20 protein-coding genes are annotated in these 20,949 nt (G+C 32.0%); 11 read left to right on the top strand and 9 right to left on the bottom strand.

The window, feature by feature from the left end:
- The 4 genes from argE to ABNT22_RS11320 all read left to right on the top strand — a co-directional run bounded on the left by argE (nucleotide 1) and on the right by ABNT22_RS11320 (nucleotide 3,394).
- Entirely contained in the window at nucleotides 1-1,149 is a 1,149-nt protein-coding gene (argE, locus tag ABNT22_RS11335) for an acetylornithine deacetylase (RefSeq protein WP_348719048.1), read from the top strand.
- 76 nt (nucleotides 1,150-1,225) lie between these two features.
- Complete coding sequence (locus ABNT22_RS11330) at nucleotides 1,226-1,897, top strand: Crp/Fnr family transcriptional regulator (RefSeq protein ID WP_348719046.1); 672 nt, start codon at nucleotides 1,226-1,228, stop codon at nucleotides 1,895-1,897.
- Nucleotides 1,898-1,971: 74 nt separating this feature from the next.
- On the top strand, nucleotides 1,972-2,853 hold the full coding sequence (locus ABNT22_RS11325; protein ID WP_348719045.1) for a hypothetical protein: 882 nt from the start codon (nucleotides 1,972-1,974) through the stop codon (nucleotides 2,851-2,853).
- A gap of 70 nt (nucleotides 2,854-2,923) precedes the next feature.
- Nucleotides 2,924-3,394, top strand: a complete 471-nt coding sequence (locus ABNT22_RS11320) for a DUF6495 family protein (protein ID WP_348719044.1) — start codon at nucleotides 2,924-2,926, stop codon at nucleotides 3,392-3,394.
- On the opposite strand, the gene ABNT22_RS11315 is transcribed toward ABNT22_RS11320, so the two are convergent.
- Nucleotides 3,372-4,055, bottom strand: coding sequence for an NAD-dependent deacylase (locus ABNT22_RS11315; RefSeq protein WP_348719042.1), 684 nt, complete (start codon nucleotides 4,053-4,055; stop codon nucleotides 3,372-3,374). The genes ABNT22_RS11320 and ABNT22_RS11315 overlap by 23 nt on opposite strands.
- 148 nt (nucleotides 4,056-4,203) lie before the next feature.
- Between ABNT22_RS11315 and ABNT22_RS11310 the strand changes: the two genes are divergently transcribed.
- Entirely contained in the window at nucleotides 4,204-4,881 is a 678-nt protein-coding gene (locus ABNT22_RS11310; protein WP_348719041.1) for an RNA methyltransferase, read from the top strand.
- Nucleotides 4,882-4,947: 66 nt separating this feature from the next.
- Here ABNT22_RS11310 and ABNT22_RS11305 read toward each other — a convergent pair whose 3' ends face one another.
- The 3 genes from ABNT22_RS11305 to ABNT22_RS11295 form a co-directional block, all read right to left on the bottom strand.
- Entirely contained in the window at nucleotides 4,948-7,266 is a 2,319-nt protein-coding gene (locus tag ABNT22_RS11305) for a DNA topoisomerase 3 (protein ID WP_348719040.1), read from the bottom strand.
- An 80-nt stretch (nucleotides 7,267-7,346) separates the two neighbouring features.
- The gene (locus ABNT22_RS11300) at nucleotides 7,347-8,396 is read right to left on the bottom strand and encodes an FISUMP domain-containing protein (RefSeq protein ID WP_348719038.1); all 1,050 of its coding nucleotides are present in this window, start codon (nucleotides 8,394-8,396) and stop codon (nucleotides 7,347-7,349) included.
- Between the two features lie 74 nt (nucleotides 8,397-8,470).
- Nucleotides 8,471-8,863, bottom strand: coding sequence for a hypothetical protein (locus tag ABNT22_RS11295; protein WP_348719036.1), 393 nt, complete (start codon nucleotides 8,861-8,863; stop codon nucleotides 8,471-8,473).
- Nucleotides 8,864-9,022: 159 nt separating this feature from the next.
- On the opposite strand from ABNT22_RS11295, the gene ABNT22_RS11290 reads away from it, so the two are divergent.
- Nucleotides 9,023-9,466, top strand: coding sequence for a hypothetical protein (locus ABNT22_RS11290; RefSeq protein ID WP_348719035.1), 444 nt, complete (start codon nucleotides 9,023-9,025; stop codon nucleotides 9,464-9,466).
- Nucleotides 9,467-9,530: 64 nt separating this feature from the next.
- Here the strand turns inward: ABNT22_RS11290 and ABNT22_RS11285 are convergent, their stop codons facing one another.
- The 4 genes from ABNT22_RS11285 to ABNT22_RS11270 form a co-directional block, all read right to left on the bottom strand.
- Entirely contained in the window at nucleotides 9,531-10,328 is a 798-nt protein-coding gene (locus ABNT22_RS11285) for an RNA methyltransferase (protein ID WP_348719034.1), read from the bottom strand.
- Between the two features lie 143 nt (nucleotides 10,329-10,471).
- Nucleotides 10,472-11,770, bottom strand: coding sequence for an amidohydrolase family protein (locus ABNT22_RS11280; protein ID WP_348719032.1), 1,299 nt, complete (start codon nucleotides 11,768-11,770; stop codon nucleotides 10,472-10,474).
- Between the two features lie 19 nt (nucleotides 11,771-11,789).
- Nucleotides 11,790-14,732, bottom strand: a complete 2,943-nt coding sequence (locus ABNT22_RS11275) for an amidohydrolase family protein (RefSeq protein WP_348719030.1) — start codon at nucleotides 14,730-14,732, stop codon at nucleotides 11,790-11,792.
- An 80-nt stretch (nucleotides 14,733-14,812) separates the two neighbouring features.
- The gene (locus ABNT22_RS11270) at nucleotides 14,813-15,862 is read right to left on the bottom strand and encodes an oxidoreductase (protein WP_348719029.1); all 1,050 of its coding nucleotides are present in this window, start codon (nucleotides 15,860-15,862) and stop codon (nucleotides 14,813-14,815) included.
- 51 nt (nucleotides 15,863-15,913) lie between these two features.
- Between ABNT22_RS11270 and ABNT22_RS11265 the strand changes: the two genes are divergently transcribed.
- Together ABNT22_RS11265 and ABNT22_RS11260 are read left to right on the top strand one after the other, a co-directional pair.
- Entirely contained in the window at nucleotides 15,914-16,879 is a 966-nt protein-coding gene (locus ABNT22_RS11265; protein ID WP_299109623.1) for a patatin family protein, read from the top strand.
- Nucleotides 16,880-17,773 (top strand): DUF72 domain-containing protein, encoded by an 894-nt coding sequence (locus ABNT22_RS11260; protein WP_348719028.1) that lies wholly within the window; start codon nucleotides 16,880-16,882, stop codon nucleotides 17,771-17,773. It begins immediately after the preceding gene.
- A gap of 35 nt (nucleotides 17,774-17,808) precedes the next feature.
- Here ABNT22_RS11260 and ABNT22_RS11255 read toward each other — a convergent pair whose 3' ends face one another.
- Nucleotides 17,809-19,221, bottom strand: coding sequence for a S41 family peptidase (locus tag ABNT22_RS11255; protein WP_348719026.1), 1,413 nt, complete (start codon nucleotides 19,219-19,221; stop codon nucleotides 17,809-17,811).
- Nucleotides 19,222-19,388: 167 nt separating this feature from the next.
- Between ABNT22_RS11255 and ABNT22_RS11250 the strand changes: the two genes are divergently transcribed.
- Genes ABNT22_RS11250 through ABNT22_RS11240 form a run of 3 tightly spaced genes read left to right on the top strand, consistent with a single transcriptional unit; the run spans nucleotide 19,389 to nucleotide 20,905 of the window.
- Nucleotides 19,389-19,898, top strand: a complete 510-nt coding sequence (locus tag ABNT22_RS11250; protein ID WP_348719025.1) for a sigma-70 family RNA polymerase sigma factor — start codon at nucleotides 19,389-19,391, stop codon at nucleotides 19,896-19,898.
- Nucleotides 19,885-20,370 (top strand): hypothetical protein, encoded by a 486-nt coding sequence (locus tag ABNT22_RS11245; RefSeq protein WP_348719024.1) that lies wholly within the window; start codon nucleotides 19,885-19,887, stop codon nucleotides 20,368-20,370. The genes ABNT22_RS11250 and ABNT22_RS11245 overlap by 14 nt, the downstream gene beginning before the upstream one ends.
- 37 nt (nucleotides 20,371-20,407) lie before the next feature.
- Nucleotides 20,408-20,905, top strand: coding sequence for a DUF4252 domain-containing protein (locus ABNT22_RS11240; RefSeq protein WP_348719023.1), 498 nt, complete (start codon nucleotides 20,408-20,410; stop codon nucleotides 20,903-20,905).
- Nucleotides 20,906-20,949 lie beyond the last annotated feature (44 nt).

Raw genomic sequence — 20,949 nt, 5'->3', positions numbered from 1 at the left:
ATGACAGCAAAAGAAATCTTAGCAAAACTGGTAAGTTTTGGAGTATTGAGTAAACAGAATAATATTTCTTTAGTCGATTGGATAAGTGAATACATTACCCAATTTGGTATAGAAACAGTATATGTGTATAATGAAGAAAAAACGCAAGCATCATTACATTGTAGAATTGGCCCGGCTGTAGATGGAGGAATCATTTTATCTGGTCATACCGATGTGGTACCAGTAAAAGGACAGCCTTGGAATACAGATCCTTTTGAATTGATTGAAAAAGAGGGTAATTTATACGGAAGAGGTGCTTGTGATATGAAAGGATATTTAGCCTGCTTTTTATCTGTATTACCTCAAATGGTTACGGCTAATTTATCCGTACCCATATATTTTGCAATTTCTTATGATGAAGAAATAGGTTGTTTAAGAGCACCAGAATTGGCAGAACATATAAAGTCGTATTATTCGGAAAAACCAAAATATGCCATTATTGGAGAACCTTCCATGATGCAACCAATAGTTGGACAGAAAGGAATCTTATATGTTGAAACAAAAGTGAATGGAAGCCAGGGACATAGTAGTAGAATAGAGAAGGAGGTAAGTGCAATTCATGAGAGTACTAGATTAATTCTTTGGTTAGAAAATAAAATGAAAGAGTTATCTCAAAAGAGTAGAAATGAATCTTTTTTACCACCACATTCAACAATGCATGTTGGGCAAATTGCAGGAGGAATTGCTACGAATGTTGTAGCAGGGAATACAACATTTCAATGGGATGTTCGATCGATTCCTGAAGATAGTATAATGGATATTGTAAATGAGTATCAAGGATATTGCGATGAACTTCAGTTGGAAAAGAGAAAACTATTTCCAAATTTTAAAATAGAAAATACCTTATTGCACCCACCAGTTCCAGGATTACAAACGGATGAAAAAGCCTCCATTGTTGATCTAATTTCAGAAGTAACGGGTAATAGTACCCCTAGCTATGTAGCGTATGCCACTGAAGCTGGTCAATTCGCCGAAGCAGGTTTTGAAAGTATTATCTGTGGTCCAGGGTCAATCGAACAAGCACATCGAGCCAATGAATTTGTATCTTCAGAGCAACTGAATTTAGGTGTTGAAATGATAGAAAACATTGTAAAAAAGATAAGTAATTAAGCGCTGGTTATTACCAGCGTTTTTTTTGTAATGAATTTTAATCTTTTTCGACATACTTTAATAAACGCTTTAACCTATGAGAGCTCTTTGGTACTTTGAAGAAGTTAATTTATTTAAAATACTGTGTCCGCATAAATATTCGGAATATAAAGTAGGACATGAGTTTAACTCATATAGAAAGAGCGACTATATTTATTTTGAAGACGATGCTGCCAATAAGTTATACTTGATAGACGAAGGGAAAGTAAAAATTGGTTACTATACAGAAGAAGGAGAAGAGGTAATCAAAGCTATTTTAACAAAAGGAGAGTTGTTTGGAGAAAAAGCTATATTGGGAGTTGAAAGAAGAAATGAATTTGCACAAGCTATAGATAATCGAACACTTATTTGCCCAGTATCTAAGGATACTATGTATGATCTAATGAGAGAAAATGCTTCTATAAGTTTTAAAATATATAAGTTTATAGGGTTGCGAATGAAAAAGTTAGAGAGAAGATTACAACTACTTTTGTTTAAAGATACCAAAACACGATTATTAGAGTTCTTTAAAGATCTTTGTGAGGAATATGGATATGAATGTCCTGAAAATGGAGATCACGTAATAAAACACCCTTACAATCAAAAAGATATTGCGACATTAATAGGTACTTCAAGGCAAACTTTAAATACCATTATGAATGAGTTAAAACAAGACAATGTTATTGATTTTAACAGAAAAGAACTTAGACTTCGTAAAAAAATTGCTTAAGTGTCATCTAGCTGACATTTTATTAGAAATGGCACATTTAACTTTGTTTTTGTACAATTTAAAATACAAAAACAATGAAGAAAGCAATTTTAGGTTTAGCTATTTTGGGATTTTTTTTATTGTCATCTTGTAGTGATGATGACGATACACCAAGAAGAGCTAATTTAACTTTAAACATTAGTGGATTAGAGAATTTAGGAACAAGTTATAAATATGAAGGTTGGGTGATTGTTAATGGAACACCTGTATCTACAGGAACTTTTGATGTAAATGATTCAGGGCAATTATCGCAAACAACTTTTTCTATTGATGCAGGCATTTTAAGTGCAGCAACTAGATTTGTTTTGAGTATTGAACCAAGTCCAGATAATGATCCTGCTCCTGCAGCAACAAAACTATTAGTAGGAGATTTTTCAGGAAACTCTGCAAGTGTATCATCAACAGGTATTGTTGGGAATTTCTCGGCGGCAGCAGGGAAATATATATTGGCAACGCCTACAGATGGTATGGCTAATAATGAGCGAAGTGGAGTTTGGTTTTTAGATAATTCATCAGGAAGTGCCGTGGCAGGGTTAACGTTACCAACATTATCGGCAGGATGGAAGTATGAAGGATGGGCAGTTATTGATGGAACACCTGTAAGTACAGGAACATTTACAGCGGTTGATTCGGCAGATGATAATGCGGCAACTTCAACTTTTAAGGGATCTGTAAACAATGGACCAGGATATCCAGGAGAAGATTTTATTCAAAATGCACCTTCAGGATTAACTTTTCCAACGGATTTAAGAGGAAGAACAATTGTAATTTCTGTAGAACCAGATCCAGATAATAGTCCAAGTCCTTTTACATTAAAGCCATTGGCACATCAGGTACCAATTGATGCAGTTGATCATTCGGTGTTAACAATGGGGGCAGGACCTGTAGCTACTATTACGGGAACAGTAACTAGATAGTTTCATATTGGTTTTCTAATTCGTTTAGAAATTCAGATATTTGAACCGCCTAAAAAGAGGCGGTTTTTTTATGAAATATAGACAACTTACTAAAGAACAATTTGAAAGCTTGCATGAAGAATTTGCACGTTTTTTAGCATCACAAAGTATCGATAAAAAAGAATGGGAAGAGCTTAAGGAAATGAAACCTCAAGTTGCAGAAGATGAAATGAATATATTTAGTGATGTCGTTTGGGATGATGTACTTACTAGAACAAATTATTTAGAGCATTTTTCACCTAAAGTAGTTAACTTATTTAAATGTGAAGAGGATGAGATAAAGAGAATTGTTATAGAACTTAATAGAGATATTAATGTTTTAGAACAAAAAGGATATGAGTGGTTATTAAAGAACCCTCAAGATGTAACGGTAGAATATCTTCAGGGCTCAAAACAATATATTAAAGAAAGAAATGTTGAAATTTTCGATTTAATTGAAAAGGGAAGTAACATTTCTAAAGGTGAATTATTCGAGTATTTTAATCGACTAATAAATCAATAAGCTTTTTAGTTCCAGAACTAGCAATGTCTTCAATAATAGTTAAGTTGTTGAAGGCATTTTTATTTAAATTAGGTTTAGGATCTATAAAATAAATAGGTGTATTATGCTGAATATAATTAACTAATCCAGCAGCAGGGTATACTTGCATAGAAGTCCCAATAACCACTAGAACATCGGCTTTTTCAACAATATCTACAGCAGTTTCAATCATAGGAACGTCTTCTCCAAACCAAACAATATGTGGGCGAATTTGTGCTCCATCTTTAGTTAAATCACCAAGTAATATATCTTTTTTCCATTCAAAAACATCATTTATATTTTTTGAACTTCTAGCTTTTAAAAGTTCGCCATGAAGATGTATTATATTTTTACTTCCTGCACGTTCATGTAAATCATCTACATTTTGCGTTATAATGTGTACGTCAAAATGTTCTTCTAATAAAACCAAGTTTTGATGTCCTGAATTAGGTGTTACAGTGAGTAGTTGTTGACGACGTTGGTTATAAAAGTCTAATACCAATTTTGGATTTGCCTCAAAACCTTGCGGTGATGCTACTTCATAGATATCATGACCTTCCCAAAGACCATCTGCATCTCTAAAAGTATTAATTCCACTCTCGGCACTCATGCCAGCTCCAGTAAGTATAACAAGTTTTTTCATAGATAAATTTTCAGAAATTAATAATCTCGAATCTAAAATATCAAGTATGTTATTTTAAACATACTACTTTTTGTAGCAAGTTTAAGAAAATATAAGCTTGGTTAGGGGCTCCATGATTAAAAAAAGTAAATTTTATTATGTTTGTGATATGATGGATAAAAATTTGTTATCTTTTTTAGAAGGGTACGTAACAGATAGGAGAAAGCAGAAATTTAAAGAAGTATTAGACCAAAGAACTCGACATTTTACGGTAGTGTTGGAAAATATATTTCAACCTCATAATGCTAGTGCTGTAATAAGAAGTTGTGATATTTTCGGAGTACAAGATGTGTATTCTATTGAAGATTATAATATCAATAAGGTATCAAGAAGAGTTGCAAAAGGGAGTCAACAATGGATTACTTTAAATAGGTACAAAGAAGATGGAAATAATGCAGTAACATGTTTCAAAGACTTAAAAGATAAGGGGTATCAAATTATCGCAACTACTCCTCATACAGATTCTTGTATTTTGTCTGATTTTGATATTACTAAAAAGACTGCTTTTGTGTTTGGTTCTGAAAAAGAAGGGGTTTCAGATTATGTTAAAAAACATGCAGATGGCTTTTTGAAAATACCAATGGTTGGTTTTACAGAAAGTTTAAATATTTCTGTAGCAGCAGCAATTACTTTACATGATGTGACTAGTCGAATGAAACTTCAAAAAAACGATTGGCAGTTAGAAGATAATGAAAAAGAAGTGCTCTATACCGAATGGATTGAAAAATCGATAAAGAATTTAGATAAGTTAAAGAAGCATTATCAAAAAGAAAATAAGGCTGAATAACTTATGTTTTTTAACGAAAAAATCTTCAGTATTTGTGAGTTATTATTTTTTTAGATTGTTAAATACCTATCGGTTAGAAGATAAAATTTCAAGAACAAACTCTTTAGTCAATGGTTTTCCATTGGCTATTTTTTTGATGCTATCAAAGGTAAATACAAAGTCACATCCATTTTTATATTCAGAACAACCATAAGCCGACTTTCCTTTTAAAACAGTACCTTTTTTACATTTAGGACAGGTGATTTTTTCACTGTTTTGAGTCGAACTTTGGTTAGGTGTTGAGGAACCTTTTTTAGGCTCTAACTTTAATTTAAAATTATCATCGAATCGAACTAAACCTTCAATTTTGCCATCTCCTTGTTTAAAGCCTTTCAAGTTGGTAGTACAACCTTTATCGATTAATCGAATCAATTGTGTTTCTGATATCTTTTTTCCTAAAAATTGGAAACTTAACACGAAATCACATCCATTTTTATAATTTGAGCAACCGTAAGCTGATTTTCCTTTTAACAATTGTCCTTTTTTACATTTAGGACATTCTTTACCAGCGACCTCTTTCTTTTTAGAAGTTTTTTTAGATTTTGTTACCGGAGTTTTGGTTGCAGTTTCAGCAGATAAACGAACTGTTTTTTTATTAGAACGAACTTCATATACTAAGGTATCTACCATTCGTTTCATCTCTTTTATAAAAAGAGAGGCACTGTACTCACCACGTTCAATTTCTTTTAAACGCTTTTCCCAAAGTCCAGTTAATTCAGCAGATTTTAATAGTTCATTGTCTATCAAATCAATCAAATCAATTCCAGTTTGTGTTGGAATGATTAATTTCTTTTGACGTTCTATATATTTTCTTCTAAATAAGGTTTCAATGATACTTGCACGAGTTGACGGACGTCCAATACCATTTTCTTTCATTAAATCCCGCATCTCATCATCATCAACCTGTTTACCGGCGGTTTCCATTGCTCTTAATAAACTTGCCTCTGTATAATTACGTGGGGGTTTGGTTTCTTTTTCTAAAAAAGAAGGCTCATGTGGGCCTTTCTCACCTTTTTCAAAAGTTGGTAATACATCTTTTTCGTCGTCTTTTTTTGAGTCTTTACCAAATTCAAATACTTCACGCCAACCTTTGGTTAAAATTTCCTTTCCAGAAGTTCTAAAAGGTACTTTATCAGCTTCACCTTTTACTTCGGTTTTAGCAATATCGCTATCAGGATAAAACACAGCAATAAATCTACGAGCAATAATATCATATACTTGTTGCTGATTGTACTGTAAGCTAATTTCTACTCCCGTAGGAATAATGGCATGGTGATCTGTAACCTTCTTGTCGTTAAAAACTTTAGTTGATTTACGAATCTTCTTTCCTAAAAGTGGTTGTGTTAGGCTAGCGAATTGTTTTAAGCCTTTTAAAATATTAGGAACTTTGGGATAAATATCATTAGGTAAGAAAGTAGTGTCTACTCTAGGGTAGGTAACCACTTTCATTTCATATAGCTTTTGAACAATTTTTAAAGTCTCATCAGCAGAAAATCCAAACTTTGTATTGCAATACACCTGTAATCCTGTTAAATCAAAAAGCTTAGGTGCGTATTCTTTCCCTTTCTTTTTGACAACAGAAGTTATTTCGAAATCTGCTTCTTTTACTTTATCGGCAAAAGCTTCTCCTTCTTCTTTTTTTAAGAACCTACCTTCTTCACAACTAAAGAGTGTATTTCTATATAAAGTTTGTAGTTCCCAATAAGGTTGCGGTTTGAAATTTTGAATTTCTTTAAATCGATTAACCAACATGGCTAGGGTAGGAGTCTGTACTCTACCAATAGACAATACTTGCTTATATCCACCAAATTTTACGGTGTACAAACGTGTGGCATTTAAACCTAATAACCAATCACCTATAGCACGAGAGTATCCTGCGTAGTATAAATTATTGTAATCGTCATTGGCTTTTAAATTGTCAAAACCTTCTTTAATAGCTTCTTCAGTAAGTGAAGAAATCCATAATCGTTGAATTTCACCTGTATATCCGGCTTGGTTAATTACCCAACGTTGAATTAATTCTCCTTCTTGTCCGGCATCCCCACAGTTTATAACAACATCTGCTTTTTCAAATAATCCTTTAACAATATTGAACTGTTTCTGAATACCAGAATCGTCCGTTACTTTCGTATCAAATTTATCCGGAAGCATTGGGAGATTATTCAAATCCCAACTTTTCCAATGAGGTTTGTAGTCTTTAGGTTCTAAAAGTGTACATAAATGACCGAAAGTATACGTAACCGCATAGCCATTACCTTCGAAATATCCATCTCGTTTGGTATTGGCTCCTAAGATATTAGCAATTTCTCGAGCTACACTGGGCTTTTCGGCTATACAGACTTTCATTAAATGAGTTTAGAAAGTCGAAATTAGTAAAATAATTACGAATCGAAAAAACGGTTTTAGGATTGTTTTCCACATTAGGCTTATTCATCTTTAACACATCTACAAGACAATGCCATAAGCGTATTATTGTTAGTATCCTCCCATTTATTTACAAATGTTTTTTGACTGAACATAAAGCGAGCTGTGGTAATATTATTTTGAGTTGAAGACCAAAAAGCCGCAGCAAAGCCTAAACCTTCAAAGCCTTTTGGTAGTCCTAATTCTCCAGAGGTATAATACCCTGCTGGTAAAACGCTAAATCCTAATGTATTGGTGTTTTTAGCTTCATTATCCCAATGATCAATGGTTCTCATGTGAATGGCATGTTTTCCACGCCATCCGCCCATGTTTACAAATTTATGTTCCATTCCATGAGCAATTTCCAAATCATCCCATTCTTCGTCGGAGGGTAGATGCCATCCTTTGGGACAAACATTTTCTAAGGAACTAACCATATAGAGCCTTCCATAGGTTTCATTTGGATTATTAGGGTTAAGAAAGGATCCTTTAGCATTGTAACGTAAGTTTTCGGCCATCCATATTTTGTTGCCAATTTGTATGGTGTTATAAAAAGTACTATCTCTTTTATCTATAAAGTAGCCAGTAGGAGTAACGACTTTTATTAGTTGATCATTATTTAAAAGAAAATCAATATATGGAGGATCATGTGGAGGTGGAATAATATCTTGGTAGCTTTGAATATAACGTTTGATTTTTTTTGTAGAAGTGTTAATTTTAGACTTATCAATTATGTTAAGGTTACATTGATCTTTCATTCCATAGAAAGTAAGTACCTTATTTTTGTATAAAGTATATCCTTCAACTTCATTTTCGTCATAATAATCGAAATTAGCCATTAATCTTAAATAACAGTTACTGTTTTTTTTGTAAAAATAAATCCAGTAGGAATCGTGGTGTTCAGATGAAAAGGGATACATCCCTATTTTAATTTTATCTGAATAAGATATTAAAGAATCTAAGGTTTTAACAACGATTGGTTTTAAAATTATTGAATCTATCGAAGTGTTTTTATTACATGCGAACAGAAGAAAAAATGAGGTTATTAAGGATATTAAAAGTTTATTTCTCATATCTTTTTGTTTGAAAATCTTAGTTTAAAATTATGAAAGACTATTCAAGTAGTTTTTGAATATCAGAATAGGTTTTAACTTTCTTTCCTTTTTTTGATTTCTGTTCTTGTCTTTTGAGTCGATTTTGCAACTTCTTGAATAGGAAACCAAATGTGGCGTATAGGTTGAGAACAATTGTTGGAATGAAACCATAATTCTTGAAATAAACATATTATTGTTTCTAATTCGGTTATCCTATTTCTGTTTTGTTTCTTGATCATTATTTGTGTTGTATTAGAGAAATGAGAGATTCTGGTTTCCCACGTGCTAATTTTTATTTTTTGTGCATAATCTCTATCAACATATCTTAAAATAACTTCTTCTATTCTATAGAAAAAAATAATCAATAAGGTAGATACAAGTAGTTTTAAGATTACTACATGGATATTATCATTAAAATTGTTTAGTTTTTTCAATAATTTCACCATTTATTTAAAATCTAAAATAGTATTTTCACGCTGTAAAATCAAGAGTTGTTTTTGGATGAAAATAAATCCATTAACAAAATTTTAATAAAATATAATTTTTTATATTTAGCAGCGTTTACATTGTGTAAATAAAATCAAACTATTAAAATATTTTCCCTTATGAAAAAAGTATTCCTTTTAGCCGCATTGTTTATTTCTTTAGCATCGTACTCCCAAATTGAATTCGTTGAAACTACTCGTACAGAGGTGGTAAGTCATGTTGAATTTGTTTATTTAGAAAAAGTTGGTGAAGATTCGTACAACTTTTATTACAAAAACATCAATGACCCAGCAGTTAATGAGTATGTGTATTTTACATTTACAAATATGAATAATGATTTTGGAGCTTTGCATAAAATCTTCTTAAGAGGATTTGAAGAAAACCCAAGAGAGTCTTATAAAATTAAAGCAAACGGAGATGTAGTTTGGTTAAAATTTGAAAGACAGCATGATAATGAAGTTAAGGTTCAAATTAAGCAATATGTTAGTAGAGATCCAGATGTAATAACTCAATCTAAATTTATCAGTTTAGATGAAATTAATAAGTTATTTAGTAATCAATAAGAATTGAATACTAATAAAAACTAAAAAAGGGAACTAGATATAGTTCCCTTTTTTAGTTTATTTTTTACAATGTAAATGCCCGTTGTCGTTTAGCTTCAAAGGTTAAAATTGCAGCTGCAACAGAAACATTCATAGAGTCTATTTCACCTTGCATAGGAATGTTTATATTTTGTGTAGCAGCATCTCGCCATACTTGCGTGAGCCCTGTAGCTTCTGTACCTACCACTAAAGCAGTTGCCTTACGATAATCATTTTTATGATATTCATTCGAATTCTGTAAGGTAGCACTATAAATATTAATATGTTGCTTTTGTAAAAATCCGATAACCTCTTCAGAAGTTCCTATTGCTATTTGATTGGTGAATACACACCCAACACTTGATCTTATAATATTTGGATTAAACAAATCTGATTTTGGATTTGCAATAAAAACTGCATCAACTTTAGCAGCATCTGCCGTTCGAAGCATAGCACCAACATTTCCTGGTTTTTCAATCCCTTCCATTACTAATATTAAAGGATTTGGATTGTCAAACCGAATGTTATCTACAGATAATTGTTTCGCTCTAGCTACTGCAATAACTCCTTCGGTAGAATCTCTATATGCAAGTTTTTGATACACCTCTTTAGTAATCTCTATAAGTTGAGTAGGTTCAATTTCAGTACTTTGTATAAATTCTTTAGAAACTAATTCAGGCAGTATCAATAAACTTTCAATAGTGTAATTTCCTTTAATAACTAAAGAAATCTCTCGTTGACCTTCAACTATAAATAAGCCTTTTTTCTTTCGCTCTCTTGATTTTTCTTGAAGTTTAACAAGCTCTTTGATATATGGGTTTTGAATACTGCTGATTTGTTTCATAAGTGCAAAAATACCTATTCTTAGGGATTTTATGTAGCACAATAATTACAAATATTTGCAAAGCAATTGCAGGTATACAGAAATTATAATAGGGGGTAATTTTTGTATATAAAAAAAGCTCGGGGGTGAACCGAGCTCTTTTTTTATTGATTTTTGTATTTCTTAGAATAACGTTTCCAAAGTTTTGTTTGATGGGATTCTAGACTAATTTTTCTCCCTTGAATAAATGCTTCTATTAAAATATTTGTACGCATATCTAATGCATCTCCCTCTGAAATGAATAAAGTAGCATCTTTTCCAACTTCTAGAGTTCCTGCTAAATTATCTATACCTAATATTTTAGCATTGTTTTGCGTTATTAATTGCAGTGCTTTTTCTTTACCTAAACCATATGCAGCATAAGTTCCTGCATAAAAAGGTAAATTACGAGTACTCATGCGTTCCATATCACCTTCCATACCTAAGCCAACTAAAATTCCAGCATCAGTTAATATTTTGGCTGAACGGAATGGTAAATCATAATCTTGATCTTCATCACCTGGTAATCGGTGCGCTCTTTCTAAGATTACAGGGACATTATATGTTTTTAAAAGATCAGCAACTTTTTCGGCACCACGACCACGAACAATAACAATATTTTTAACACCATATTCTTTTAAAGTCTTGACAGCATCTGTAATGCCTTTTGGTCCATTTACATGAACAAAAAGTTTTTGATTTCCATTAAAAATACCCTTTAAAGCTTCATATGGAAGATTCATTGAAGTTTTAGCACCAGCTAAATAGTTTTTAGCGTTGTTAAAATAGTCTTTTATATTTTGAATATTTTTCTGGTAGTTTTTATTTGGTTTTAAAGCAGGGTCTTCTCCCATCCACCAACGTCCTCTAGCAAAAACATTAGGCCAATTCATATGAACTCCGTCATCAGTTTTCAAAGTAGCATCTTCCCAATTCCAAGCATCTAATTGAACTACTGATGAAGTTCCTGAAATAACTCCACCACGTGGAGTAATCTGAGCCATTAATACTCCGTTTGGACGCATAGTCTCTACAACTTTACTTTCAGAGTTATAAGCAATAATACTTCTAATATGAGGTAACATACTACCTATCTCATCAAAGTCTCTAGTTGCTCTAACAGCATCAATTTCAGCTAAACCTAATGAGGTATTTGCTGCAATAAAACCTGGATATACATGTTTTCCTTTGGCTTCAATGATTTTACCAATTCTCGCAATTCTCATTTCAGCTTTACCTACAAAAGTTATTTTTCCATTAGAAAACATAATTAATGAGTTTTCTATGACGTTTCCATTTCCTAAATGAGCAGTAGCCCCTTCAATAGAATAATCTTGCGTTTGTTTAGGTGCGGGTGTTTGTTGTGCTAGTAAATTTCCTATGAATAAGAAACATACTAAACTATATATAATTCTAATTTTCATGTTTTGTAGCTTTAAATTCTTATTCAGTATCACAGTGGAATAACTTTTTAGTTTTCTTTACAGGAGCTTGTGTTTTACCTCCTTTGATCTTTTCTTTTAACATCATGTTAATCAATTTAGCGCGTTCAGCTTTGATTGCTTGACGTTTAGATTTATCTTTTTCGATATCGAAATAGATAGCCCCATCTATAATTGTTTTTTCAGGTTTAGCATATACAGATAGCGGATTGTCATTCCAAACAACAATATCTGCATCTTTACCAACTTTAATACTTCCAGTTCTATTATCTAGATGTAATAGTTTGGCAGGGTTAATAGTTACCGTTGCCCAAGCATCTTGTTCAGATAAGCCTCCGTATTTTACTAGTTTAGCAGCTTCTTGATTTAAACGACGAGACATTTCAGCATCATCTGAATTAATAGCAACAGTTACCCCTTGGTTATGCATAATGGCAGCATTGTAAGGAATAGCATCGTTTACCTCAAATTTATAGGCCCACCAATCTGCAAATGTTGATCCACCAACACCATGCTCTTTCATTTTATCAGCAAGTTTGTATCCTTCTAAAATATGAGTGAATGTATTAATATTAAAGTTGAATTTTTCTGCAACTTTCATTAACATATTAATTTCAGATTGTACATAAGAGTGACAGGAAATAAAACGTTCTTTATTGATAATTTCAGCTAAGGTTTCTAGCTCAATATCTTTACGATAAGGTTGACCACTTTTCTTTTTAGTATCATATTCTTTGGCTCTTTGGAAGTAATCAATGTATACTTGTTCAACTCCCATTCTGGTTTGAGGAAAACGTACGGTTTGTAAATCACCCCAGTTAGATTGCTTAACATTTTCTCCTAACGCGAACTTGATAAATTTAGGTGTATTCTTATAAATCATGTTATCAGCATTCTCTCCCCATTTTAATTTAATAATTGCAGAACGACCACCAATTGGGTTTGCAGATCCATGTAGTATTTGAATAGAAGTAACCCCACCAGCTAAATTTCTATATATATTAATATCATTTGGGTCTACCACATCTTCAATAGTTACTTCTGCTGTTGAGTTATGACCGGCTTCATTAATTGCAGAAGCAGCAATATGTGAGTGTTCATCAATAATACCCGTAGTAACATATTTTCCAGTTCCATCAATAACAGTAGCACCTCTTTTAGGTAAGTTTTTACCAATATTAGCAATTTTACCGTCTTTAATATAAACATCTGTATTGGTTAAGATTTCTCCATTTTCAGAAGTCCAAACAGTAGCGTTTTTAATTAATAAAGTTTGTGCTTGAGGTTTAGTGTGATTACCAAAACCGATATTCGGATAAGATATAGCAACTACTTCTGGTGTATCTTCCTTTTTCTTCTTTTTCTCGTCTTTCTTATCTTCTTTAGAAACAAACGTTGCTGTCCAATTAGATTCATTTCCATTGGTGTCAATAGCGGTTCCTTGAATGTTTTTATCAAACATTTGCCCTGTAAGACGTGTAAAAGTATCTCCTTCTCTCAGAGTAATAGATACCCAATCATTTGCATAGTTAAATTTAGAATTTACTTTTTGATCACCTTTTTTAATTGCTGCGGTTTGCTTAGCGGCTTTACCTGAAATAGTCATATCATATGACTGACCATTCACTGTTAAGGTATACTTACCAGTAATATCTTTGATATTCATTGGGTTGATTTCATTTTTCATTCCTTGAACCCAATTTTCATAAACTGTAGTTTTTTTATCAAATAAATCACCAGAGGTAATTAAGAAGTTTGCATAACTACCTGTTTCTAAGTTTCCAATTTTATTGTTCTTTAAAATTTTAGCAGGAACAGTTGTTAAAGCTTCCAAGGCTTTTGTTTTATCTAAACCATAAGAAATAGCTTTCTGTAAGTTTGCAGTAAAATCCTTTGCCGATTTTAGATCATGTGTAGTTAAAGCAAAAGGAATATTATTTTTTGCTAAAACTGCTGGATTGGAAGGCTCTTGATTCCAAGAACGCATATCACTTAATGCAATTCGGTTTGTTAAAAACGTGTTGGAAACATCATAGGCTTTTCTAAAATTGATAGGAATAATATAGGTAGCATTTGTCTTTTTGATATCATTTATTCTTTCGTATTCATTTCCTCCACCAACAATGGTATATTGAATACCAAACTCATCACCAACTTTATCAGCACGCATATCTTCTAAATATCCGCCAGCATTAAAAATTTGAGGTAAATCTTTATTGTTATTTAAAGCTTGTAAAGCTAAATCCTTGTTTTTAGCATTTCCTTTAGCATACCAATCAGCATCTAAATATGTTTGACGAAGTAAAGCCATTGCTCCCATACGAGAGGTAGGATAACTCTGACGCGATTTTGCACTTTTCGAAAAAGATAAGTAATTTCCAGAACGTGAATCTAAAACTCTATAAGCGTCAGAACTATGAGGGTTAAGAGCAACTAAAACACCTGTTCCTTGCATAATTCCGTCTTGCATATTGGTATTTACAGCACCAAATCCTAGTTTGATAAGCTCTTTAGCCTTTTTACCATCAAATTTAAATAACTTAGAACCATCTACATCTGGTCTAATATGATCATTCCAGTAATATCCTTTTCTTGTTGCATCGTATTGCGGACGTTTACCAAAACCACTTTGTCTCTTTGGTTTTTCAATTCCGAAAGATGAATAAACGTCAACAAAAGAAGGATAAATTGTTTTACCATTTAAATCCACAGTATGTGCATTTTTTGGAATGGAAACGGACTTTCCAACAGAAACAACTTTACCGTCTTTTACGAGTAAGGTTCCTTTTTTAATAATTTTTGTAGGAGTGACATAAATTTTTGCATTTTTAAATGCATAAACATTGTTTTTTGTCGTTTTTACTCCTGTATTTGTAGGGAAATATTCCTGTGCTTGTAGTATACTACAGCACAAAAATAACAGTAGTAATAATTTGTTTTTCATTGAAAATTAGGTTGAATTAGAATATAAAAGTACATGGATATTAACGAAACTTTAAGGTTTTAACAAAAGATTAAGATTTACTAGGGTATGATAAGTTTTCCTATTTTTTCGTGACCAGATAACCAAGCTATATTCTTGTTTACAAATTGAATACTATAATACCCTTCTTTACTAACATCTTTCCAAGTTAAACCTCCGTCATTAGAAAAGGAAATTCCTGTTTTACCAACTGCAAATATCTCTTTACCATTGGTGTCTGGTACATATTGTACGCAACTTTTATAATTAGGAGTCTCATTATCAGCAACAATTGTCCAAGTTTTTCCTCCATCGGCAGTAATGGCTTTATTGGCACAATTATCTTCAGGTTCGGAATAGTTTCCTCCAACAGCAATTCCATTATTTACATCATAAAAATCTATTGAATACATTCCCTGAGGACCAGTTCCTTGAATAAAAGGAGTATCAAAAATTTTCCAAGTGTTTCCATAGTCGGTAGATTTTAAAATTCGAGCTCTTTTTCCACCAGAAGCAATCCAAACCGTACTGTCTACAATGGCAATATTTGTATTACTAGCTGCAAAAAAAGCTTCTCCTTCTTCAAATTTAGGCAAAGCTTCACATGGTAGTTTTTTCCATATGGTTCCGCCATCAATGGTAATTAAGATAGAAGGACAATCTTCGGTAGGATCTCCAACAGCAATTCCGTGTAATTCATCATTAAAGAATTTCATACTATCATAAAATACTTTTTCATGTTCCTCTTTGTAAGCTATACGAGTTTCAAAAACGTTGATGTTATATAAGAGCGCTGGATTTCCTACAGATAGAGTAAAGAGTCCATTTTTACTGTAAGCAATACTTCTAAAATGCGGAAGAATAGAGTCTTGATACTTGATTTTGATGGTATTCCAAGTTTTTCCTCCATTAATGGTAGTAACTAAATCTCCTTTAGAGCCAGCATAATATAAGGTATCTGGATTTACACCGTAAATAGCTCTAATACTAGAACTATCTCTTTTAAATTCTTGAATGGTAATACTATTAATTTCTCGAGGAATATATGCTGTTTCTTTTTTGCAAGAAAAAAGAGTTACAACGACTAAAAAAATAGGTAAGAAACGTGTCATTTTTTTGATATTTTTACAGTACTAAAAATAGATAAATCAATTATATAATCGATGAAAAAAGCATTAGTAATTTCTGGAGGTGGTAGTAAAGGTGCGTTTGCAGGAGGTGTTGCAGAGTATTTGATGAAGGAAAAGAAGAAAGACTACGACATGTACTTAGGTACCTCTACTGGAAGTTTAATGGTTTCTCATTTGGCTTTGCATATGCTTGATGAGTTAAAAGAATTGTATACGAATGTGAATCAACACTCTATTTTTAGTAACAGTCCGTTTCGTATAAAAACTGTGCATGGAGAAAAAGTGGTGTCGATTCGACATAGAAATACACTATGGAATTTTATTAACGGACGTAAAACGTTTGGAGAAAGTAAAAATCTGCGTAAACTTATTAAGAAGAATATTACCCAAAAGATGCATGAAAAGATTCGTGAAGATAATAAGGAAGTAATTGTTACTGTTTCTAATTTAACAGCGAATCAAATAGAGTATAAGTCTATTTTAGAATGTGAATATGATGATTTTTGCGATTGGATTTGGGGTTCGTGTAATTATGTTCCTTTTATGAGTTTGTTAGAAAAGAATAATATGCAATACGCCGATGGTGGTTTTGGTTGTTTGATTCCGATTCGTGAAGCTATTTTAAGAGGTGCAAAAGAAATTGATGCCATTATTTTGGAAACAGAAGTAACACAAATAAATAGATTGCCTGCAAAGAATCCGTTTTCATTAATGTTGAATGTTTTTGATTTTATGTTAGAGCATGTCGAACGTCATAATGTGACTATAGGAAAGTTATCTGCTAAACATAATGATGTTCAGTTAAATTTATATTATACACCAACGGTATTAACCACAAACTCTTTGGTTTTTAATAAGAGAATGATGACCAAATGGTGGAAACAGGGTTTTGATCATGCCAAACATCAAGATGGTAATTTAATGAATGATTTTAGACCTGAATTAATGCCTAATGATGAGATTGAAGATGGATTAGAAGAATCTAAAAAAGTATCGTAAATGAAATTTGGAAAAGTAGAAAATCCAGAGTTAATAGATTTTAGTTTGCCAGAAACGAATGCAAGTACGGTTACGTTATTAGAATCTATAGAAAAGAAAGAAAAGCCTTCTGTTTTTGTAGGTTGTGCAAAATGGAATAAACAAGATTTAAAGGGATTTTACCCACGTGGTACTAAAGACGAATTGGCGTATTATTCGAAACAGTTTAATTCTATCGAGTTGAATGCAACTTTTTATCGTCAATTTCCAGCAGAACAATTTTCAAAATGGAAACAAAAGACTCCAGATAATTTTAAATTTTTCCCAAAGTTAACTCAAGAAATTAGTCATTGGAAGCGCCTACAGGACGTTGCAGATTCGGTAAATTATTATTTAGATGCTGCTTGTAATTTAGAAGAAAAATTGGGTACAATATTTTTACAGTTACATTCTAATTTTGGGGCAAAGAATTTTGAAAGAATGCAAAACTTTGCGGCTAGTTGGCCTAAGGGAATCCCTTTAGCTATTGAAGTTCGGCATCCAGATTGGTTTGAAGATCTTACTGTTTTTAATGAGTTTACAGATTTGTTACAAAACCATAATATAGCAAACGTATTGGTAGATACAGCGGGTAGGAGAGATATGATGCATATGCGTTTAACTAATGATGAAGCTTTTGTACGCTATGTTGGTGCAAATCATCCTTCTGATTATACACGATTAGATGATTGGGTACTTCGTTTGAAAGAGTGGAGAACTCTTGGATTGAATAATATTCACTTTTTTATTCACCAAAATTTAGAAGTCGAATCGCCGTTATTGGCTGCTTATTTTATAAAGAAATTGAATAAGGAGCTGGGAGTAAACCTTAAAATACCAAATGAAGAAAACAATGCTCAAATGAGTTTGTTATAAAAAAAAATCCAGCTTAATACTGGATTTTTTAATTTCTATTCTAATTCAACGTACATATTATTGTATGTTGGACTATTTGCTTTCGAACTGCTAATTGTTTTTAATTCAAAAGGAACTCTTTGTAACGAAAATGCCCTTGATCCTGTAGTAATTAACTGCAGTGTTCTGGCTAATAGAGGTTCTGCTTTATCACCTAAAATACCGAGGTTACCATAGTCTTCAGGAAACTCAACCGTAGGGTCAATACCATCTTTATCGTTGTTTCCATCTTTATTAACAATTTCTAAAACAATGGGTTGCATTGCCCATTTATGGTTAGGATTAATATTTACCTTATTATAAAAATTAGGTGAATCATACAATGTAATAGAACCAACATATTTACCATGTGTTTTAGTACCTACAGATTTTACAGTTATATGTGGAACTAATCCATTCATAAGTAATTCTGAGGCAGAAGCAGATCCATCAGTAGTAATAAAGTATACATTGGTGAGATTAAGACTATTGATACTTTGCGAGTCAATTTTATCTGTAAATCTATTATTTAAATTATCAGGATCGGCTAAAGCATTCATGAATTTTGAATTCCATTGTTGCTTGGCAAAAATTTCTCCTTTAAACTGACCAGTAATCATACTGGCTAAATAAGTAGCAGTATTAACAGAACCACCACCATTGTATCTTAAATCAACAATTAACTCAGTAATATTATCTGCCTTGAATTGTGCAAATACCTGGTTAAGTTGCATATCAAAATTAGAAATGAAACCATTATACATAAGGTAACCTATTTTTTTACCTCCTTCATCTAAAGTTTTTGCCACCAAAATAGGATTTTCAGTATTGGTACTTTTTGTAAGGTTTATGGTAGTTGCATTGGTAATTGGATCACCAGCATTAAAATCGGCTAAATGAATTGTATAAGCGTTATTATTTGAGAACAATAAACTACGATAGTTTTGTTGGGTTAACTCGGTTCCATCTACCTCTGTAAAAATCATACCTCTTGTAACTCCTTTATTTGCTGCATCTGTTCCTGCTACAACATATCGTACATATCCAAATACCTTTGTTGGGTCAGACTTAAATTCAGCAATTCCAAATTCCATACCAGTAGTTCGAGTAGTACCTTGAAAAGCTTGTTCAAGAGCCACATAATCATCTACAATCCAAGACCATTTATCAATCGTTCCTTTTTGATATAAGAGAGAATTGAAAAAATTAGCAGGTTCTCCTTTATCTGATAGATAATTAAATAATTGTTGATCACTAATAAATTTATTGTCTGATAAATCAGGAATTTCACCTTGCCATAAATAATATGCATTTAAACCTCTCCATATAAAACTTTGTACTTGTACATTTTCAGGAGAAAGCTCATCTCTACTACACGAAAAGATAACAATAGAGATTAATAAAAGGAGGGTAGATTTAAAAAACTTCATATATTTTTGGTATTTGGAATCAGTATATAATAACGCAATTTAAGTAATAATATTATTTTTTTTAAAATTGTCGTGTAACAAAATTTATTTTGTCTCGTCGTAGAGATGTAAACCACTTAATAAGACGTAAAATTCTTAGAAAGTTTACATAATTAACTAACTAAGCCATGAAACAATCAGACTTTTTAAAAGCTGTATTACCATTTAAAGACAAAGTCTTTCGTTTAGCAAAGAGACTTTTAGTTTCTACCGAAGAAGCTGAAGACGCTACGCAAGAATTGTATTTTAAATTGTGGAAAAATAAAGAGAAGCTTTCAAATTATAAGAACGTAGAAGCTTTTGCTATGACTATGACGAAGAATTATTGTTTTGATAGATTAAAGTCGAAACAAGCAAGTAATTTAACTTTAGTTCATAGTAATTATAAGGAAAAAGATACGTCTTTAGAAAAGAAAGTAGAACATAATGATAGTGTAAACCAAGTACATGAACTCATTGAGAAGTTACCAGAACAACAAAAAATTATTATTCAGTTAAGAGATATTGAACAGTATGATTTTGATGAAATCTGTAAAATGGTAGATATGAAACCGACTGCAGTTAGAGTAGCATTATCAAGAGCAAGAAAAACCATAAGAGAAGAACTAATAAAAAAACATAACTATGGAGTTAGCTAACATAGAAAAATTAGTAGAGAAATATCTAGACGCAGAAACTACCCTACAAGAAGAAAAAGTATTACAAGAGTATTTTACTTCTGATAATGTGGCACCTCATTTATATGAGTATAGTTATATGTTTAGTTATTTTAAACAAAGTAAAGATGAAACCTTTACCAAAACCATTCAGTTAAAACCTGAGAGAACTAATAAAAAGAACTGGAAGTGGTTATCGGTGGCAGCGTCAGTAGTCTTATTGTTTAGCGTTTTTATAGGAAAACAAAGGTATGATGAGCATTTACAAGAGAAACAATTGCAAGCGCAATTTGCACAAGTAAAAGAAGCGTTGCAAATGGTTTCAGTCAATTTAAACAAAGGAAACGAAGCTTTATATGCAGTTTCAAACAACATTAACAAAGGTCAAGATGCTATTGGACACTTAAATACCTATGAAGACACTGTAAACAAAGTAATAAACACCGTAAAATAGTAAAAATTAAAACCAAGTAAACGTAAATAAGAAAATCATGAAAAAAGTAATATTATTATTAGCATTTTTAGTTACTTCAACTGTATCATTTGGACAGTCATTGTTTGATAAATTAGAAGATTTAGATGAAGTATCATCTGTAGTAGTAACAAAAGATATGTTTGAATTGTTACAAAAATTTCCAGATGCAAAATCTGACGATATGGAAATTTTCAATACAGCAAAAGGATTAAATGAATTAAAGCTTTTCAAAACCGAGAATTCAAGTGTTGCAGCTCAAATGGAAGGAATGGTAAACAAGGCCATCAAAAATTCGAATTTGACACAATTAATGAGAGTGAAAGACAAAGATTCTCGTGTGAAAATTTATGTGAAAGCAACTAAGAATAAAGATTTAGTAAGTGAAGTATTAATGTTTGTTAAGAACACTGAAAAAGGTCAAGGTACAGAGTCTGTGATTGTTTCTTTAACAGGGGAGATTGATGTAAACAAATTATCGAAGATTGCTCATAAATATTCTGATAAAGAAAAATAGAATAAAACATTAAATTAGGGCGAGACAAGTGCTCGCCTTATTTC

Origin of the sequence: Tenacibaculum sp. 190130A14a, from assembly GCF_964048965.1 — a bacterium.
In the GTDB taxonomy this organism is placed as follows: domain Bacteria; phylum Bacteroidota; class Bacteroidia; order Flavobacteriales; family Flavobacteriaceae; genus Polaribacter; species Polaribacter polynesiense.
The sequence above is the reverse complement of the archived record's forward strand: the minus strand, read 5'-3'. Positions and strand labels throughout refer to the sequence as shown.

Excerpts from the sequence above, each read along its gene's own strand:
- argE (WP_348719048.1), top strand. The coding sequence starts at position 1 with ATGACAGCAAAAGAAATCTTAGCAAAACTGGTAAGTTTTGGAGTATTG.
- ABNT22_RS11300 (WP_348719038.1), bottom strand. The coding sequence starts at position 8,396 with ATGAGAAATAAACTTTTAATATCCTTAATAACCTCATTTTTTCTTCTG.
- ABNT22_RS11260 (WP_348719028.1), top strand. The coding sequence starts at position 16,880 with ATGAAATTTGGAAAAGTAGAAAATCCAGAGTTAATAGATTTTAGTTTG.
- ABNT22_RS11275 (WP_348719030.1), bottom strand. The coding sequence starts at position 14,732 with ATGAAAAACAAATTATTACTACTGTTATTTTTGTGCTGTAGTATACTA.
- ABNT22_RS11250 (WP_348719025.1), top strand. The coding sequence starts at position 19,389 with ATGAAACAATCAGACTTTTTAAAAGCTGTATTACCATTTAAAGACAAA.
- ABNT22_RS11325 (WP_348719045.1), top strand. The coding sequence starts at position 1,972 with ATGAAGAAAGCAATTTTAGGTTTAGCTATTTTGGGATTTTTTTTATTG.
- ABNT22_RS11265 (WP_299109623.1), top strand. The coding sequence starts at position 15,914 with ATGAAAAAAGCATTAGTAATTTCTGGAGGTGGTAGTAAAGGTGCGTTT.
- ABNT22_RS11245 (WP_348719024.1), top strand. The coding sequence starts at position 19,885 with ATGGAGTTAGCTAACATAGAAAAATTAGTAGAGAAATATCTAGACGCA.
- ABNT22_RS11285 (WP_348719034.1), bottom strand. The coding sequence starts at position 10,328 with ATGAAACAAATCAGCAGTATTCAAAACCCATATATCAAAGAGCTTGTT.
- ABNT22_RS11280 (WP_348719032.1), bottom strand. The coding sequence starts at position 11,770 with ATGAAAATTAGAATTATATATAGTTTAGTATGTTTCTTATTCATAGGA.
- ABNT22_RS11270 (WP_348719029.1), bottom strand. The coding sequence starts at position 15,862 with ATGACACGTTTCTTACCTATTTTTTTAGTCGTTGTAACTCTTTTTTCT.
- ABNT22_RS11330 (WP_348719046.1), top strand. The coding sequence starts at position 1,226 with ATGAGAGCTCTTTGGTACTTTGAAGAAGTTAATTTATTTAAAATACTG.
- ABNT22_RS11305 (WP_348719040.1), bottom strand. The coding sequence starts at position 7,266 with ATGAAAGTCTGTATAGCCGAAAAGCCCAGTGTAGCTCGAGAAATTGCT.
- ABNT22_RS11255 (WP_348719026.1), bottom strand. The coding sequence starts at position 19,221 with ATGAAGTTTTTTAAATCTACCCTCCTTTTATTAATCTCTATTGTTATC.
- ABNT22_RS11240 (WP_348719023.1), top strand. The coding sequence starts at position 20,408 with ATGAAAAAAGTAATATTATTATTAGCATTTTTAGTTACTTCAACTGTA.
- ABNT22_RS11315 (WP_348719042.1), bottom strand. The coding sequence starts at position 4,055 with ATGAAAAAACTTGTTATACTTACTGGAGCTGGCATGAGTGCCGAGAGT.
- ABNT22_RS11310 (WP_348719041.1), top strand. The coding sequence starts at position 4,204 with ATGATGGATAAAAATTTGTTATCTTTTTTAGAAGGGTACGTAACAGAT.
- ABNT22_RS11290 (WP_348719035.1), top strand. The coding sequence starts at position 9,023 with ATGAAAAAAGTATTCCTTTTAGCCGCATTGTTTATTTCTTTAGCATCG.
- ABNT22_RS11320 (WP_348719044.1), top strand. The coding sequence starts at position 2,924 with ATGAAATATAGACAACTTACTAAAGAACAATTTGAAAGCTTGCATGAA.
- ABNT22_RS11295 (WP_348719036.1), bottom strand. The coding sequence starts at position 8,863 with ATGGTGAAATTATTGAAAAAACTAAACAATTTTAATGATAATATCCAT.